The organism is Streptomyces griseochromogenes, from assembly GCF_001542625.1.
GTDB classification, from domain to species: Bacteria; Actinomycetota; Actinomycetes; order Streptomycetales; family Streptomycetaceae; genus Streptomyces; species Streptomyces griseochromogenes.
In genome coordinates this window covers 985,339-1,001,207 of the sequence record NZ_CP016279.1, presented here as the reverse complement: position 1 = coordinate 1,001,207, position 15,869 = coordinate 985,339, and the positions used below count along the sequence as shown (strand labels likewise).

The 15,869-nt window shown below is 72.6% G+C and carries 12 protein-coding genes and 1 riboswitch; of the genes, 7 read left to right on the top strand and 5 right to left on the bottom strand.

Annotation, left to right across the window (positions count from 1 at the left end):
• Positions 1 to 83: 83 nt before the first annotated feature.
• Both AVL59_RS04765 and AVL59_RS04760 read left to right on the top strand, forming a co-directional pair.
• Complete coding sequence (locus AVL59_RS04765) at positions 84 to 1,451, top strand: SWIM zinc finger family protein (protein ID WP_067299925.1); 1,368 nt, start codon at positions 84 to 86, stop codon at positions 1,449 to 1,451.
• A 232-nt stretch (positions 1,452 to 1,683) separates the two neighbouring features.
• Positions 1,684 to 3,414: a DUF5691 domain-containing protein gene (locus AVL59_RS04760; protein WP_079147349.1), complete on the top strand. Its 1,731-nt coding sequence runs from the start codon at positions 1,684 to 1,686 to the stop codon at positions 3,412 to 3,414.
• Positions 3,415 to 3,535: 121 nt separating this feature from the next.
• Here AVL59_RS04760 and AVL59_RS04755 read toward each other — a convergent pair whose 3' ends face one another.
• Complete coding sequence (locus tag AVL59_RS04755) at positions 3,536 to 3,958, bottom strand: cobalamin B12-binding domain-containing protein (protein ID WP_067299924.1); 423 nt, start codon at positions 3,956 to 3,958, stop codon at positions 3,536 to 3,538.
• 225 nt (positions 3,959 to 4,183) lie between these two features.
• Between AVL59_RS04755 and AVL59_RS04750 the strand changes: the two genes are divergently transcribed.
• A complete protein-coding gene (locus AVL59_RS04750) occupies positions 4,184 to 5,035 on the top strand; it encodes an esterase/lipase family protein (protein ID WP_067299923.1) in 852 nt (283 codons plus the stop codon).
• A gap of 256 nt (positions 5,036 to 5,291) precedes the next feature.
• Complete coding sequence (locus AVL59_RS04745) at positions 5,292 to 6,815, top strand: M23 family metallopeptidase (RefSeq protein WP_067299922.1); 1,524 nt, start codon at positions 5,292 to 5,294, stop codon at positions 6,813 to 6,815.
• 48 nt (positions 6,816 to 6,863) lie between these two features.
• On the opposite strand, the gene pcrA is transcribed toward AVL59_RS04745, so the two are convergent.
• On the bottom strand, positions 6,864 to 9,353 hold the full coding sequence (gene pcrA, locus AVL59_RS04740) for a DNA helicase PcrA (protein ID WP_067299921.1): 2,490 nt from the start codon (positions 9,351 to 9,353) through the stop codon (positions 6,864 to 6,866).
• Between the two features lie 312 nt (positions 9,354 to 9,665).
• A riboswitch (cyclic di-AMP (ydaO/yuaA leader) is annotated at positions 9,666 to 9,810 on the top strand.
• Positions 9,811 to 9,817: 7 nt separating this feature from the next.
• Between pcrA and AVL59_RS04735 the strand changes: the two genes are divergently transcribed.
• A complete protein-coding gene (locus AVL59_RS04735) occupies positions 9,818 to 10,861 on the top strand; it encodes a C40 family peptidase (RefSeq protein WP_067299920.1) in 1,044 nt (347 codons plus the stop codon).
• Positions 10,862 to 10,934: 73 nt separating this feature from the next.
• Positions 10,935 to 11,903, top strand: coding sequence for a tellurite resistance/C4-dicarboxylate transporter family protein (locus AVL59_RS04730; protein WP_067299919.1), 969 nt, complete (start codon positions 10,935 to 10,937; stop codon positions 11,901 to 11,903).
• Between the two features lie 3 nt (positions 11,904 to 11,906).
• Here AVL59_RS04730 and AVL59_RS04725 read toward each other — a convergent pair whose 3' ends face one another.
• Positions 11,907 to 12,260, bottom strand: coding sequence for a hypothetical protein (locus tag AVL59_RS04725; protein ID WP_067299918.1), 354 nt, complete (start codon positions 12,258 to 12,260; stop codon positions 11,907 to 11,909).
• 413 nt (positions 12,261 to 12,673) lie between these two features.
• On the opposite strand from AVL59_RS04725, the gene AVL59_RS04720 reads away from it, so the two are divergent.
• On the top strand, positions 12,674 to 13,738 hold the full coding sequence (locus tag AVL59_RS04720; protein WP_208870570.1) for a C40 family peptidase: 1,065 nt from the start codon (positions 12,674 to 12,676) through the stop codon (positions 13,736 to 13,738).
• A 19-nt stretch (positions 13,739 to 13,757) separates the two neighbouring features.
• Here the strand turns inward: AVL59_RS04720 and AVL59_RS04715 are convergent, their stop codons facing one another.
• Together AVL59_RS04715 and AVL59_RS04710 are read right to left on the bottom strand one after the other, a co-directional pair.
• Positions 13,758 to 14,501 (bottom strand): LuxR C-terminal-related transcriptional regulator, encoded by a 744-nt coding sequence (locus tag AVL59_RS04715; protein WP_067299916.1) that lies wholly within the window; start codon positions 14,499 to 14,501, stop codon positions 13,758 to 13,760.
• Positions 14,498 to 15,790, bottom strand: coding sequence for an ATP-binding protein (locus tag AVL59_RS04710; RefSeq protein ID WP_067316899.1), 1,293 nt, complete (start codon positions 15,788 to 15,790; stop codon positions 14,498 to 14,500). The genes AVL59_RS04715 and AVL59_RS04710 overlap by 4 nt, the downstream gene beginning before the upstream one ends.
• Between the last annotated feature and the right edge of the window lie 79 nt (positions 15,791 to 15,869).

Below are 15,869 nucleotides of genomic sequence, written 5' to 3'. Positions count from 1 at the left end.
CACCACGCCACTGACAATCGCTCTGACCTGTGCAAACGCTCTCGTAGGGCCGATTGTCAGTGGTGGGATCTACCGTCGTTCGCATGACTGAGCAGGGGGTGCGCTGGACCGCGGAACAGGTGCTGGCACTGGCGCCTGACGCCGCGTCACGCAAGGCGGGGAGCAAGCTGGGCGCGGCCGGGCCGTGGTCCGAGGCGGGCAGCGGAGAGGGGACGGTGTGGGGGCTGTGCAAGGGCAGCGGCAGCAAGCCGTACCAGACGGTGGTGGACCTCGCGGACGCGGCCGGGCCCGCGTACAAGTGCAGTTGTCCGAGCCGGAAGTTCCCGTGCAAGCACGCGCTCGGACTGCTGCTGTGGGCGGAGGGCAAGGGCGCGGCCGGCGCGGTGCCGGCGGCGGCCGAGCCGCCGGACTGGGCCGAGCAGTGGCTCGCGGGCCGGCGCAAGCGCGCGGAGAGCAAACGGACCGAGAGCGGCGGGAGTTCCGCGACCGGCTCGGCTGATCCGGAGGCGGCACGACGGCGGGCCGAGCGGCGGGCCGAGCGGGTCACGGCGGGCGCGACGGAGCTGGAGCAGCGCCTGGCCGACCTGTTGCGCGGCGGCCTCGCCCTGGCGGAGCGGGCGGGGTACGGACTGTGGGACGAGACGGCGGCGCGGATGGTCGACGCGCAGTCCCCCGGACTGGCCTCCCGGGTAAGAGAGTTGGGGGCGATCCCCGCCTCCGGGCCGGGCTGGCCCGCTCGTCTGCTGGAGGAGTGCGCCCTGTTGCACCTCCTCGACCAGGGCTGGCTGCGCCGCGACCGGCTGCCCGAGGCCCTCGCGGCGACGGTCCGCTCCCGGCTCGGCCTGCCCGCCTCGGCGGACGGTCCGCCGGTGCGCGACCGCTGGCTGGTCCTCGCCCAGTACGACACGGTGGACCCGAAACTGACGACCCGCCGGATATGGCTCCACGGCGCCGAGTCGGGCCACACCCGGCTGCTCCTCTCTTATGGCGCAGCCGGCCGGGCTCCGGAGCTGTCGCTGCCGGTCGGCCTGGCGCTGGAAGCCGATCTTTCCGCTTTCCCCGGTGCCGGACAGCTGCGGGCGGCCCTGGGCGAGCAGTACGCCCCGCCCGCGCCCGTCGCCCTCCGCCCTCCGGGCCTGACCACGGCCCAGGCGGTGGCCCGCTACGGCGAGGCGCTGCGCGAGGACCCGTGGCTGGACTCGGTTCCGGTCACGCTGGACCGGGTCGTCCCGGCACCGGACGGGGAGCCGGGCGGATGGCAGCTGGCCGACGCGGAGGAGGACTCGGCACTGCCGCTCACGCCGACCGCCCGCTCCCGCGCCGGCCTGTGGCGCCTGGTCGCCCTCTCCGGCGGTGCGCCGGTCATGGTCTTCGGCGAGTGCGGCCACCGCGGCTTCACCCCGCTGACGGCGTGGCCCGAGTGCCCGGGCGAACCGGTGACGCTGTGCTGACCGGGCCGACGTCTCAGGGACACCAAGGGAAGGGAACGTGATGTACGGAACCTCGACCGCACCGGCTGACCGGACGACCGCGATGAGCCGCATGCCGGCCCCGGCCGGCGACGCGCGCACGACAGCGGACGGCGCCTCGATCCCCGCCGCGTGCGCGGACGCCGCGTCGACCGGCACCCCTGCCTCACCCGACAGCTCGGACACCCCGGCGTACGCCCCCTCGGCCGCACCCCTGGAGCGGTCGGCCGGCCCGGCCGCCGTCCCCACGACGTCCGCTCGGGCGACGGCTTCCCCCGCTGCCGGGAGCACCGCGGACGGACCCACACCGGTGGCCGCGGGACGATCCGGCGGTGCCGCGTTCTCGTCCTCCTGGGAGGACCTCGTCACCACGGCCCTCCTCGGCACCGACCGGCGGCCCCCGGAGGTTGCCGCGTCCGGCCGAAAAGCGCCTGTGGTGTTGCTGGACGCCGCCGCTGTGGCGACCGTGCGGCGTCGGGCGGGGCTGCGGCCCGCGCGGGCGGCGCGGCGGCCGGAGCGTGCCCCCGAGGATCCTCGTCCGGCACTGCCCACTGCCGCGGCCCGCAGGCTCACCATGCTGCTGGCCGACCGTTCCGGCGGCTCGGGCGGCGGCCGCCGAGGCAGCTCACCGGACCTCATGGAGCTGCTCCCGCAGTGGCTCGCGGCGGCCAACGCGCACGGGTACGCGGCGCCCCCGCAGGCACTGCCCGCGCTGCTGGACGCCGCCCGGGGCCGCACGGACCTGCGGCCGGCGGCGCTGGCCTTCGCGGGGCCGCGGGCGTTGTGGCTGGCCCGGCTGAACCCGGACTGGCGGTTCGCCCTGCGTTCGGCACCCGGCGGCGGCGCGGCACTGCCCGACGCCGAGGACGACGAGGCGGTGCGGCGGCTGTGGCAGGAGGGGCTGTTCGCCGAGCGGGTCGCTCTGCTGACCGCGCTGCGGTCCCGTACGCCCGCCTTCGCACGGGAGCTGCTGGCGGCGACCTGGGCGACGGAACGGGCGGAGGACCGGCTCATGTTCCTCGACTCGCTGCGCGCGGGCCTGTCGGCCGGGGACGAGCCGTTCCTGGAGGGCGCGTTGAGCGACCGCAGCCGCAATGTCCGGGCGACGGCAGCGGAGCTGCTGTCCGCGCTGCCGGACTCGGCGCTCGCCGGGCGCATGGCGGCGCGGGCCGCGGCCTGTGTGGCCGTCGACCTCACGGAGAACTCGCCGGTGATCGTCGTGGAGGCACCGCACGAGTGCGATCCGGGCATGGAGCGAGACGGTGTGGCGGCCAAACCTCCCACGGGCCGGGGGGAACGGTCGTGGTGGCTGGACCGGTTGGTGGAGGCGGCACCGCTTCGGACGTGGCCGGCGAGGCTGGGCGGGCGTACTCCGGGGCAGATCGTGGCGCTGCCGGTGACGGACGGCTGGCAGGGCGAACTGCACGCGGCCTGGTGCCGGGCGGCGGTGCGGCAGCGGGACGCCGAGTGGTCGAGGGCGCTGCTCGGGGTGCCGTCGGCACCGGAGGCCGGCGGGCCGGGGGCGGTCTCCCTGGCGGAGCGGGCGAAGCTGCTGGCCACGCTGGAGGACGGGGAGCGGGCCGAGTGGGTGGCGGGTTTCATCGCGACCCACGGCCTGTCGGAGGCGTTCCAGCTGCTGGGAGTGTGCGCGGTGCCCTGGGCCGCACCGCTCGGCCGGGCGGTGGTGGATGCCCTCAACATCGCCCGGGACGCGGGCAGTTACCCCTGGAGCTTCAGCGGGGTGATGGGGCTTGCCGAGCGTTGCCTGGACCCGGCGGAGGCAACACGCCTGGACGGCCTGCTGGCGATACCGGACGAGCGGGAGGACGCGTCACCGGGTGCCGGCGGGTACTGGGCGGAGGCGTTCCAGCGCCTGGTGAGCACATTGCGGTTGCGGGCGGCGCTGGCCGCGGAGTTGAGCGGCACCGGCCCGTCCTGCGTTTGAGACGAGCGGCCACAACCCAGCAGCCCGTCCGGCGTTCGAGGACGAGGCGGTTCAGGCCGAAGCAAGGGTCTGGGGGCGGCGGCCCCCGGTGACGGCGACGCCAGCTCGGCGCACCGTCGGCTCAGCCGCCGGAGGCAGCCGGCTGCCGTACGTTCTCCCGCACCCATTCCACGATCGCCGTGGTCGTCGCCCCCGGCGTGAAGAGCTCCGCGACGCCCTTCTCCTTCAGCGGCGCGATGTCCTCCTCGGGGATGATCCCGCCGCCGAAGACCAGGATGTCCTCGGCCTCACGCTCCTTGAGGAGGTCGATGACCGCGGCGAAGAGGGTGTTGTGGGCGCCCGAGAGGATGGACAGGCCGATCGCGTCGGCGTCCTCCTGGATGGCGGTGTCGACGATCTGCTCGGGCGTCTGGTGAAGCCCGGTGTAGATGACCTCCATGCCGGCGTCGCGCAGCGCCCGCGCGATGACTTTGGCCCCGCGATCGTGGCCGTCGAGCCCCGGCTTGGCCACCACCACGCGGATCGGACCGGCTGCCACACCCATCACTGCCTCCATCAAGCGACCACGGAAGCGACCGCTTCCGTCCGTACCGACAAGTACCGCACATCCGGCGCGTTCCGTCACCCGTCGGGAAGTGAACGAACGTTATCTCCAGCATCCCGCAACCGGCGGTTTTACGGTGCGGAGCGAGGGGGAAATCACACGGAGGGACATGAGGGCACACGGGGGATCGAGCCGTCACCCTGTGTGCCGACAGGAGGTCGGCCCATGAAGGTCACCGGGATAGTGCCACTCTTCCTCCCGCTCTACCGGCGCCTGTGGCCCGGCAGGCTGGCCGATCTGTCCATGACCCTCCTCAAGGCGACCGCCCTGGAAGCCGTGATACTGGCCGGTCATCTGCTGCTGTATCCGACCGGCCTCGTCCAGGAGCGCCGCGTTCCCGTGCTCCCCGCGCAGGAGGGCGCCACACCGCTGCCCGGCCGACCCGCCCCGCCGGTCGTCCTCTTGCACGGTTTCATCGACAACCGCTCGGTCTTCGTCCTGTTGCGCCGCAACCTGGCCCAGAACGGCGGGCAGCGCGTCGAATCGCTCAATTACTCCCCGCTGACCTGCGACATTCGCAGCGCGGCCGAGCTGCTGGGCCGGCACATAGAGGAGATCTGCGCACGCACCGGAAGCGGTCAGGTCGACATCGTGGGGCACAGCCTGGGCGGGCTGATCGCGCGCTACTACGTACAGCGCCTGGGCGGCGACCTGCGGGTGCGCACGCTCGTCACCCTCGGCACCCCGCACTCCGGCACCCGTGCCGTTCCGCTGGCCAGCGCGCATCCGATCGTGCGGCAGATGCGGCCCGGCTCGGAGGTGATCGAGGAGCTGACCCGGCCCGCGCCCGGCTGCCGCACCCGGTTCGTCAGCTTCTGGAGCGACCTCGACTCCGTGATGGACCCGCTGGAGACGGCCTGCGTCGACCACCCCGACCTGGACGCGCGGAACATCCGGGTGTCCGGGATCGGGCATCTCGCCCTGCCGGTGCACCCCGCCGTCGCGGCGGGGATACGCGAGGCCCTCGACACCGTTGACCCCGCGGCCCGGCGCTCCGACGGTCTGACGGTGGCCTGAGGGGCGGCTCCGGACAGGCCCCCGAGAGCGCCCGCACACACGGGACACAGCCGGTGAACAGGTGACGCACCGCCACCGGACATCGAACGAGCTTCGAACACAAGGCCAAACTCGCGTCCGACGTCCCCCGAAACACCGCCGAATGCCCGTTTCAGTCCAACGCGAAACCAGCCGAAGATTGTCCCGCCCGCGTACCGCCGGGTACAGTCGCCGCACTGCTCTGGCAGCCCCTGTTGTCGAGGCGAAAGAGAAGTTGGTGAACGACCGTCACCCGTCGGGGACCATGACTACCCCGGCTCCGGCTTCCGACGCCTCCGCCGCGCACTATGCGTCGTACGGAGCACAGGGAGCCCTCTACGACGACCTCACCACGTACGGCAGCTACGACGCCAACGGTTTCTCGGCCGGCACCACCGGCACCGGGGCCTTCGGCACCGACCCGTTCCTCGGCGGCCTCCCGGGCCAGCAGCAGCACACCGGCACCTACGACACCACGCAGTGGCAGACCGGCGCCGGCCAGAGCCTGAACTACGACCCGTACGCGGCCCAGCATCACGCGGCCTACGACTCGGGCGTGTACGACACCACCGCCTGGACGGTCCCCGCGCAGGCCACGGGCAACGACATCAGCGGCCAGTGGGACGCGAGCGCCTGGCTGCAGCCCGGCCCGTCCGCCGGCGCCGACCCCACCCAGCAGTGGGAGTGGGGCACCCAGAGCTTCGACACGGGCGTGTACGACGCCACGCAGTGGAACTCCGACGGCTCGGCCGCGGCGCACGAGCAGCTTGGCGAACCGTTCGACCAGCAGGCCACGGCGACGTTCGAGCAGGTCGGCGACGCGCGGTCGACCGCCGCCTTCGAGCAGACGGTGTACGAGAACGCCTCCCCTGCCGGGTTCGGCGAGTACGACGGGTTCGACGAGGCCCCCGCCGGGGGCGGCGAGTTGAGCGACACGGGCGAGCTGCCTGCCGTACCGTCACTGCTCGAGGACCAGGAAGAGACCACTCCGGTGGCGCCCCGCGCGGGTTCCCGCAGCGCGGCGCGTTCCCGGCGCCGTACGCCCCCCAAGCGCTCCGCGCTGCTGACCGTCGCGGTGCCCTCGGCCTGTGTGATGGGGGTCGCCGGAATCGCCGCCGCCTCCGTGGGCACCCTGACCGGCGGCGACGGCAAGGACACCACCGCCTCCGCCTCGGACGCGCATGCGGTGAAACCGTCCGTCGCCAACAGCGAGCTGGACTCCCAGCTCAGGACCCTCTCCGCCGGCGCCGACGACTTCGCCGACCGGGCGAGCCGTACGCAGGACCGTATCGACCTCAAGACGCAGCAGGCGCTGGAGAAGAAGAAGGCGGCCGCGGAGGCCGCGCTCAAGGAGCGAATGCGCCCCAAGTTCGTACTGCCGGTCACACAGAAGGGCCTCAGCGCGTACTTCGGTCAGGCCGGTGTGAACTGGATGTCCGTGCACACGGGCATCGACTTCCCCGTCGCCTACGGCACCACGGTGATGTCCGCCACCGACGGCACCGTCACCACGAAGTGGAACAGCGCCTACGGCAACATGCTGATCGTGACGGCGAAGGACGGCACGGAGACCTGGTACTGCCACCTCTCCAGCTACCGCGTCGCCTCCGGTACGACCGTCAAGGCGGGCGAGCCGGTCGCGTACTCCGGCAACTCGGGCAACTCCACCGGCCCGCACCTGCACTTCGAGGTTCGGCCGGCGGGCGGGGCGGCCATAGACCCGCTGCCGTGGCTGCGCAGCCACGGCCTGGACCCGACCTGAGCCCGTGCCGACAGTGAGCCCCGCCGGATCCGGCGGGGCTCACTTCGTCTACAGCTTCTCCACCGGCGCGTACCGCAGCAGCAGCCGCTTCGGCTTGGCTTCTCCGAAGTCGATCGTCGCCTCGGCGTTCGCCCCCGTGCCCTTGACCGCGACGACCGTGCCGAGGCCGAATTGGTCGTGGGTGACGCGGTCCCCGACGGCCAGGGCGACCACCGGCTTCTCCGTGGTCCGCCGCGTGGCGAATCCGCTCGCACCCGCCGCCGACGAGCGCGAGCGGGTCGAGGAGAGCGAGGCGGCGATCCCGGAGGCCGGCCCGGAGGAGACCGGTGCGGTCGCTCCCGTCCGCTTCCACTCCACATGGGCGGCCGGAATCTCCTCCAGGAAGCGGGAGGGCGGGTTGTACGACGGCTGGCCCCAGGCACTGCGCAGCGCCGACCGCGTGAGGTACAGCCGCTCCCGCGCACGCGTGATGCCGACGTACGCCAGACGCCGCTCCTCCTCCAGCTCCTTGGTCTGGCCGAGGGCGCGCATGTGCGGGAAGACGCCGTCCTCCATACCGGTCAGGAAGACGACCGGGAACTCCAGGCCCTTGGCGGTGTGCAGGGTCATCAGGGTGATGACGCCGTCGCCGTCCTCCTCGTCCGGGATCTGGTCGGAGTCGGCGACCAGCGCGACCTGCTCCAGGAAGTCGGACAGCGCCACCGACTCGCCCTCGCCGCGCTCCTGCTCGAACTCCAGGGCAACGGCCGCGAGTTCCTGGAGGTTCTCGATGCGGGTCTCGTCCTGCGGGTCGGTGGAGGCCTGCAACTCGGCCAGGTATCCGGTGCGTTCGAGCACCGCCTCCAGGACCGTCGCCGGTCCGGCGCCGGATTCCACGATCGTGCGCAGGTCCTCCATCAGCGCGTTGAACCGCTTGACCGCGTTGGTGGACCGCGCGGCCATGCCGTACGCCTCGTCCACGCGCTTCAGGGCCTGCGGAAAGCTGATCTTCTCGCGCTGGGAGAGCGCGTCGATCATGGCCTCGGCGCGCTCGCCGATGCCGCGCTTGGGGACGTTGAGGATGCGGCGCAGCGGCACCGAGTCCTCCGGGTTGGCGAGGACGCGCAGGTAGGCCAGGACGTCCCGGACCTCCTTGCGCTCGTAGAAGCGGACACCGCCGACGACCTTGTAGGGCAGGCCGACGCGGATGAAGACCTCTTCGAAGACACGGGACTGGGCGTTGGTGCGGTAGAAGACGGCGACGTCACCGGCCTTCGCGTCGCCCGCGTCCGTGAGGCGGTCTATCTCGTCGGCGACGAACTGCGCCTCGTCGTGCTCGGTGTCTGCGACGTAGCCGGTGATCCGCGCGCCCTGGCCGGCGTTGGTCCACAGGTTCTTCGGGCGGCGGGACTCGTTGCGCTCGATGACCGCGTTGGCGGCGGACAGGATGGTCTGCGTGGAGCGGTAGTTCTGCTCCAGCAGGATCGTCGTCGCGTCCGGGTAGTCCTCCTCGAACTGGAGGATGTTGCGGATCGTCGCGCCGCGGAAGGCGTAGATCGACTGGTCCGCGTCACCGACGACGCACAGTTCGGCGGGCGGGAGGTCGTGCTCGTTCGGCGGCGCGCCGACGTCCTCGGGGGCATGCTCGCCGGTGCCCACCAGTTCGCGCACCAGCGCGTACTGGGCGTGGTTGGTGTCCTGGTACTCGTCGACCAGGACGTGCCGGAAGCGACGGCGGTAGTGCTCGGCGACGTCCGGGAAGGCGCGCAGCAGGTTGACCGTCGTCATGATCAGGTCGTCGAAGTCGAGCGCGTTGGCCTCGCGCAGCCGCGACTGATAGAGCGCGTAGGCCTGGGCGAGGGTCTTCTCGAAGCCGTCGCTCGCCTGGGCGGCGAAGTCCTCCTCGTCGATCAGCTCGTTCTTGAGGTTGCTGATCTTGGCGCTGAAGGACTTGGGCGGGAAGCGCTTGGGGTCGAGGTCCAGATCGCGGCAGACCAGGGCCATCAGGCGCTTGCTGTCGGCGGCGTCGTAGATGGAGAAGCTCGACGTGAAGCCGAGCCTCTTCGACTCGCGCCTGAGGATCCGTACGCACGCGCTGTGGAAGGTCATGACCCACATCGCGTTCGCGCGCGGGCCGACGAGACTCTCGACGCGCTCCTTCATCTCGCCCGCGGCCTTGTTGGTGAAGGTGATCGCGAGGATCTGGCCCGGGTGCACGTTCCGCTCGGCGAGCAGGTGGGCGATGCGGTGGGTGAGCACGCGGGTCTTGCCGGAGCCGGCGCCGGCGACGATGAGCAGGGGGGAGCCGGCGTGGACCACCGCCGCGCGCTGGTTCTCGTTCAGCCCCTCCAGGAGGGCGGCCGCGTCGATCGCGGGGCGCGGGGCGCCGTCGCGGTAGTACGCGTCCCGGTCCGGCGGCACGTCGAACTTCCCGCCGAACAGATCGTCCGGAACCGGCTCCGGAGCGTGATCGTCCTCGGGCGGCGGCGGGGGCTCCTCCTCGCGCCCGCGAGGGGCTTGGAGGTCCGCCAGGAAGCTGTCGTCAAAGAGGCTGCTCATCGCTCTCCGAGTCTAGGGCGCCGCACCGACAACCGGTCGCCGCCCCGGAAACATGGCCGGCGGGCAGGGTTCGCTATCGGACACGCCTGCGGAGGGCCGATCGTCGACCGCCGGGCGCCGATCGGCCCTCACCCAGCGGAACCGCCTTGTCACGCCTGTATGAAACAGCCGCCAGATCACGGAAATGTATCGGACATATGAGGCACCAACCTTCACAGGAGTCACACGAGTTGGCTAGGTTGCCGTCAGGCCGCACGACCCCTTCCGGCGAACCTCGCCGGGCCGCGCGGCCTCCGCCGAGTCCGGTGCGCCTTCGCGTGGCCGCCGGAGCCGGGGACCCACCGATCCTGGGGTGAATCGGCCGACTCCCGCCCGGGACGAAGCCGTAGGGCAACCCTTCCGAACCATCCGCCCGAACCCGACAGCTAACCCGGTAGGCGGCACATTGGAAGGAGTCGCCTCCCTTGGCGTCGCACCGCAAGCCGGGCCCCGGCAAAGCCCTCGGACCGGCCGTCCGCACCCCGGCCCTCGCCACCGCCGCCTTCACCTCCGTGGCCGTCCTGGCCCCGACGGCCGAGGCCGCCCCCGCCCCCGCCCTCGGCGGCCGGCCGAGCCTGGAAGAGATCGAGAAGAAGGTCGACGAGTTCTACCGCAGGGCGGACCCGGCGGCGGAGGAGGAGCCGGCGGGCAGGCAGCAGGGGCGCCGGGACGCCCCGGCCGAGGAGAGTGCCCGGCGCCCGGGCCGGCTCGCCAAGGCCCGTGAAGGACTGGTCTCGTTGGGCGCCGCCACGGACACGGCCGCCCTCCTCGCGGAGTTTCCGCAGGACCACTTCGCCCCGCAGCGGGTGATGAACCGGCTGGCCACGCGTGTGAAGGGCACCGCCGAGCGGGGGAAGACCGGCGCCGCCCCCGAGACGCCGGCCGCGGCGCCGTACGACGTGAAGACGGCCAAGGCGAGGGTCCAGGAGAAGCTCGCCACCGCACGCGAGCTGCTGTCCCGGCTGACGGCCCAGGAGAACGCTCGGCCGGCCGCGATCGAGCCGCGGAACCGGGCGGAGGCCGCGCGGCAGGCGGCCGGGCCCGCGCAGCCGCGGGTACCGGCCCGGCAGGAGACCGCTCCGCCGTCCACCGGATCCGCCGGCTCGTACGCCACCCGGGCCGGCAAGGCGGTCGCCTTCGCCCGTGCCCAGATCGGCAAGCCGTACGTGTGCGGTGCCAGCGGCCCCGGCTCCTACGACTGCTCCGGGCTGGTCCAGGCCGCCTGGAAGGCCGCCGGCGTCAGCCTCCCGCGCGCCGGCCACGACCAGGCCCGCACGGGCACACCGGTCCCCCTGGCCGACGCCCGGCCCGGTGACCTGGTCTTCTTCCACGGCGACAGCAGCCATGTGGGCCTGTGCACCGGCGACGGCCTGATGATCCACGCCCCGAAGCCCGGCGCGTACGTCCGCGAGGAGTCCGTCCACCACGGCGGCGAATCGATCATCCACAGCGTGGTGCGGCCCGCCTGACCGGTGCTCTTTTCGAGCCCCACGGGCGCGTGCCCTCCTCCTGCGGACTGCCCCGCTCCCTAGCATCGGGCGCATGCCCGGCATCTCGGCTCTGCGTGCGTGGTGGGCGGGGCGTCCGCCGACGGCGGGAGCCGCCGTCATGGCGACCGGCATCGTCTCGGTGGGCCTGCAGCTGACGGGCGCCGAGACGGTCTCCCGGGGCTTCCTGTGGCTGGCTTGCGTCGCCTGGGTGGCGCTCGCCGCGGACTTCGTCGTACGGCTGGCGACGCAGCGGGAGCGGTGGATGGCCGAGGCGCAGAGCCCGGCCTCCCTCGTCGCCGTCGCGGCCACGACGGTGATCGGTACCCGTTTCTCGGTGCTCGGCAGGCAGCATCTCGCGCAGGCGTCGCTGGTCCTGGCGGCGCTGCTCTGGCCGGGCCTGCTGTTTCTCGCCGTACGGCGCTGGCGGCCGCGCATGCCCGGAACGGTGTTCCTGTGCTGTGTGGCGACGCAGGGGCTCGCGGTGCTGGCGGCCACCCTGGCCGCGGCCGACGGGACGGCATGGCTCGCGCGCGCCGCACTGGTGCTGTTCTGGCTGGGCCTGGTGCTCTACGGCTTCGCCCTGACGCGCTTCGACCCGCGACAGATCTTCGAGGGGGCCGGGGACCAGTGGGTCGCGGGCGGGGCTCTGGCCATCTCGGCGCTGGCCGGGGCGAGACTGCTCCTGGCCGACAGCCCGCGCCTGTATCTGTGGAACGACGACGACCGCGGTGTGCTGCGCACCGTGACGGGCGCGCTGCTCGTTCTGGGCCTGGCCTGGTGCGTGGTGCTGCTGGCCGCCGAGGTGGCCCGGCCGCGGCTGCGCTACGACATGCGGCGCTGGGCGACGGCGTTCCCGGTCGGGATGACGGCGGCGGCCACGCTGTCGGTCGCGGCCGCCCTCGGAGCCGGGTGGCTGAGGGGGCCGGGGCGGGTGCTGGTGTGGGTGGGGGTGGCGCTGTGGCTCACGGTCGCGGCCGGCGCGGCGCTCGCGGCGCGCGCCGGGATCGGCCGGGCGCGCTGAGCGTCACGTCCACAGCACGGCGATGAAGATGTTCGCGGTGGTCAGCAGACCGACCAGCCCGAAGAGGCGCTTGTCCACCTTCTCCTCGTCGCGCTGCACATAGACCAGCCCGAGGATCACGATCAGCAGGGCCAGCTTCACGCCGATCTTGAGGACGTTGACATGGTGGTCGTCGGCCTGGTTGAGGCCGACGAGGGCGACACCGGTGACCAGCATGGTGAGCGCCCCGTGCAGCATCCCGGGGACGAAGCGGGCCGTGCCCTGGCCCATCGCCTTCATCTGGGACAGGAAACCGCCGAGCAGCGCGGCGATGCCGATGATGTGCAGGCCGACGAAGAGATGGATGAGTACGTCCATGAGCCCGGAGCCTAATGAGGTGCTCCGAAGGCTCCGGTCACCGGCCCCCACGGCACCCGCCGATCTTGCATTTATGCGCCCCATAGCACTCCGTGACTCCCGTGTGTTCCGCATTCCGCACATCGGTCACCACGCTGCGTGAAGGCGACGACTCCAGCCCGGCAATACGGTCACATACCGTCACGACCCGATCCGTCACAGCCAGTTCCGCACAGTGCGTTACCTGACCGTCACCGCCCGGCTTAGCGTCCTCCTCCAGGTGACCGGCTCCCCACCGCCGCTCGGGCCAGGGCGACAGTCGGCCATCACCGCCGAGAAGGGTCCCGCGGCGGCCCGATCCCCCTGTGCGGGCCGCCGCCGGACGCCCCGACCACTCGGTCGCGGAGGTCCTACGGAAGGACGTGACGGTCCAGGTGGCAGCGCACCGCAAGCCCCGACAGCGCTCGCTCGGCGGCAACACCGCCCGCACGGCCGCGACCCTCGCCCTGGCGGGCGCGGCGGGCGCGACGGCCTTCGAGGGGACGGGTCACGCCGAGCCGGAGCTGACGCCGGCCCAGGTGAAGACCGAGGTGGACAAGCTGTACCAGGAGGCGGAGGCCGCCACCGAGAAGTACAACGGGGCGAAGGAGAAGGCGGACACGGCCGAGCGGCGGCTGAACTCGCTGCGGGACGAGACAGCCCGCAAGCAGGACAGGCTCAACACGGCCCGCAACGCGCTGGGTTCGTTCGCGGCGGCGCAGTACCGCCAAGGCGCGATCGACCCCGCCTGGCAGCTCGCGCTGTCCAGCGACCCGGACCGCTATCTGGACGGGGCAGCGCTCGCGGAACGGGCCGGTGAGCGCCAGGCCGGGGCTGTGGCGCGGGTGCGCGAACAGCTGCGGGAGATCGAGCAGTTGCGCGGCGCCGCCCGTATCGAGCTGAATTCGCTGCGGGCGCGGCAGGCGGAGGTGAAGCGGCAGAAGCAGACCATCACCGCGAAGCTGACGCAGGCGCGCAGGCTGCTGGCACGGCTCAGCGCGCCGGAGCGGGCGCAGGTCAACGGCGACGGCACGGCCTCGGGCCATGCTTCGCGGTCGGCCCCGGACGCCCGGGCCGGCCTGGAGCGGGCAGGGTCCGTCGCCGCCCCCGACGCCCGGGCGGCGGCTGCCGTCGCCTACTCCTACCAGAAGCTCGGCAGCCCCTACGTGTGGGGCGCGACCGGCCCGAACGCCTTCGACTGCTCGGGCCTGGCCCAGGCGGCCTACCGCTCCGCCGGCATCTCCCTGCCGCGCACCACCTACGCCCAGATCAACGCGGGCCGACGCGTCTCCCGCTCGGAACTCCAGCCCGGCGACCTGGTGTTCTTCTACGCGGGCATCAGCCACGTCGGCATCTACGTCGGCGACGGCCAGATGATCCACGCCCCCAACCCCTCGGCACCTGTCCGGCTCGCCCCCGTCGACCTGATGCCGTTCGCGGGGGCCACCCGGGTGGCGTGAGGGCGCCGCCCGAGCCGGGTCAGACCAGGCGGCGGGCCGTCGCCCAGCGGGTCAGCTCATGGCGGTTGGACAGCTGGAGCTTGCGCAGCACCGCCGAGACATGGGACTCGACCGTCTTCACCGAGATGAACAGCTGCTTGGCGATCTCCTTGTAGGCGTAGCCACGGGCGATCAGCCGCAGCACCTCTCGCTCCCGCTGGGTGAGGCGGTCCAGGTCCTCGTCGACCGGTGGGGCATCGGTGGACGCGAAGGCGTCCAGGACGAACCCGGCCAGGCGCGGGGAGAAGACGGCGTCGCCCTCCTGGACGCGGAAGATCGAGTCGACCAGGTCGGTGCCGGTGATGGTCTTGGTGACATAGCCGCGCGCGCCGCCGCGGATCACGCCGATCACGTCCTCCGCGGCGTCCGACACGGACAGCGCGAGGAAGCGGACGGGCTGCTCGGTGTCCGCCATCAACGCCGCGCACCGGCGCAGCACTTCGCCCCCTCCGCCACCCGGCAGGTGCACGTCGAGCAGGACCACCTCGGGCCGGGTAGCGGTGATGACCGTGACCGCCTGGTCGACGTCCGCGGCCTCGCCGACCACCTCGACGCCGGTCTGGGCGGTCTGCCCGATCTCGGCCTGGACCCCGGTGCGGAACATGCGGTGGTCGTCGACGAGCACCACGCGCACATGGCGCCCGCCCGGGCCGCCGGCGGCAGGTCCGGACCCGGCCGCCTCCGCCGCTCCCGCCGTACCGTTCGCCTCCGTCGCGTCGCTCATGACGTCTTCTCCACCCTCTCCATCTCCAGCTCGACCTCCGTGCCGCCGCCCGGCACCGACCGCAGCCGGGCCGTGCCGCCGTTGCGCTCCATGCGGCCGATGATCGATTCTCTGACACCCATGCGGTCGTCGGGTATCGAATCGAGGTCGAAGCCCGGGCCGCGGTCGCGGACGGACACGAAGACCGTCTTTCCCTCGACTTCGGCATAGACCTGTACGGCGCCGCCCTCGCCACCGTACTTGGCGGCGTTCACCATCGCCTCACGCGCGGCCTGCATCTGCGCCGTGGTCCGCTCGTCGAGCGGGCAGTCGCCGACCACGACCACCTCGATGGGCACACCGTGCTTGTCCTCGACCTCGGCGGCGTTGCGCCGCACCGCCTCGGCGACCGTGTCCGGCTCGTCGGCCTCGTCCTTGCCCGTGCCCTCCGGCTTGTACAGCCAGGTGCGCAGGTCGCGCTCCTGGGCGCGGGCCAGGCGGCGTACCTCGTTCGCGTTGTCGGCGTTGCGCTGGATCAGGGTGAGGGTGTGCAGCACGGAGTCGTGGACGTGGGCGGCGACCTCGGCGCGCTCCTGGGCGCGGATGCGCATCAGGCGCTCCTCGGACAGGTCCTGGGTCATCCGGACCAGGTAGGGGCCGGCGAGAAGCGTGATGCCGACGAGGACGGCGAGCGCGGCCTGGAGGACCGCGCCGAGGTGAGCGGCCGAGCCCTGCATGACGAACATGGCCGAAACACCGGCCGTGACCAGCAGGACGCCGACGCCCGCCCGCAGCAGGCTGAGGGTGCGCCGACGGCTGCCGACCTCCACCCAGCGGGCCCGGCGGGCGTTGTCGGCCTGGCGCCAGACGAGGGCGACACCGGCCGCGACCAGGACGGAGGGCACCAGGTACGCCTTCGCCGCGTTGGTCAGGTTGACGCTGCCCACGAAGACCATGGACACGATGACCATGAGGAGCAGGGCGACGATCTGGCCCCTGTCCGGCTTGCGGGCCACCAGTCTTCGGCGGCCGTCCGGCGAGGTCTCGGTGCCGACCAGCGACGGCGGCTTGTGGTCGCCGACGCCGCCGACGCCGAGCGGGACGAAGAACCAGAAGGCCGCGTACAGCAGCGCTCCGAGTCCGTTGGCCATGAACAGGCCGACGAAGGCGAGCCGCACCCAGATCACGGGCAGCCCGAGGTGCCCGGCGAGGCCTCGCGCCACTCCGCCGAGCCAGCGGCCGTCGCTGCTGCGGTAGAGCTTGCGCGGCGGCTGCGGGTCGTCGAGTGGCAGTGATGCGGCTTCCGGCATGCCATCGATGGTCACATGGCCGCGGGTGCGGAGCATCAGGGTCGGCCCCCTAGTCTCCCCTGATCTTCCCTCACCTGCC

Bases quoted from the DNA above. Each gene is read 5' to 3' on its own strand.
- AVL59_RS04765 (WP_067299925.1), top strand. From the start codon at position 84: ATGACTGAGCAGGGGGTGCGCTGGACCGCGGAACAGGTGCTGGCACTG.
- AVL59_RS04755 (WP_067299924.1), bottom strand. From the start codon at position 3,958: ATGGGTGTGGCAGCCGGTCCGATCCGCGTGGTGGTGGCCAAGCCGGGG.
- AVL59_RS04750 (WP_067299923.1), top strand. From the start codon at position 4,184: ATGAAGGTCACCGGGATAGTGCCACTCTTCCTCCCGCTCTACCGGCGC.
- pcrA (WP_067299921.1), bottom strand. From the start codon at position 9,353: ATGAGCAGCCTCTTTGACGACAGCTTCCTGGCGGACCTCCAAGCCCCT.
- AVL59_RS04730 (WP_067299919.1), top strand. From the start codon at position 10,935: ATGCCCGGCATCTCGGCTCTGCGTGCGTGGTGGGCGGGGCGTCCGCCG.
- AVL59_RS04725 (WP_067299918.1), bottom strand. From the start codon at position 12,260: ATGGACGTACTCATCCATCTCTTCGTCGGCCTGCACATCATCGGCATC.
- AVL59_RS04715 (WP_067299916.1), bottom strand. From the start codon at position 14,501: ATGAGCGACGCGACGGAGGCGAACGGTACGGCGGGAGCGGCGGAGGCG.
- AVL59_RS04710 (WP_067316899.1), bottom strand. From the start codon at position 15,790: ATGCCGGAAGCCGCATCACTGCCACTCGACGACCCGCAGCCGCCGCGC.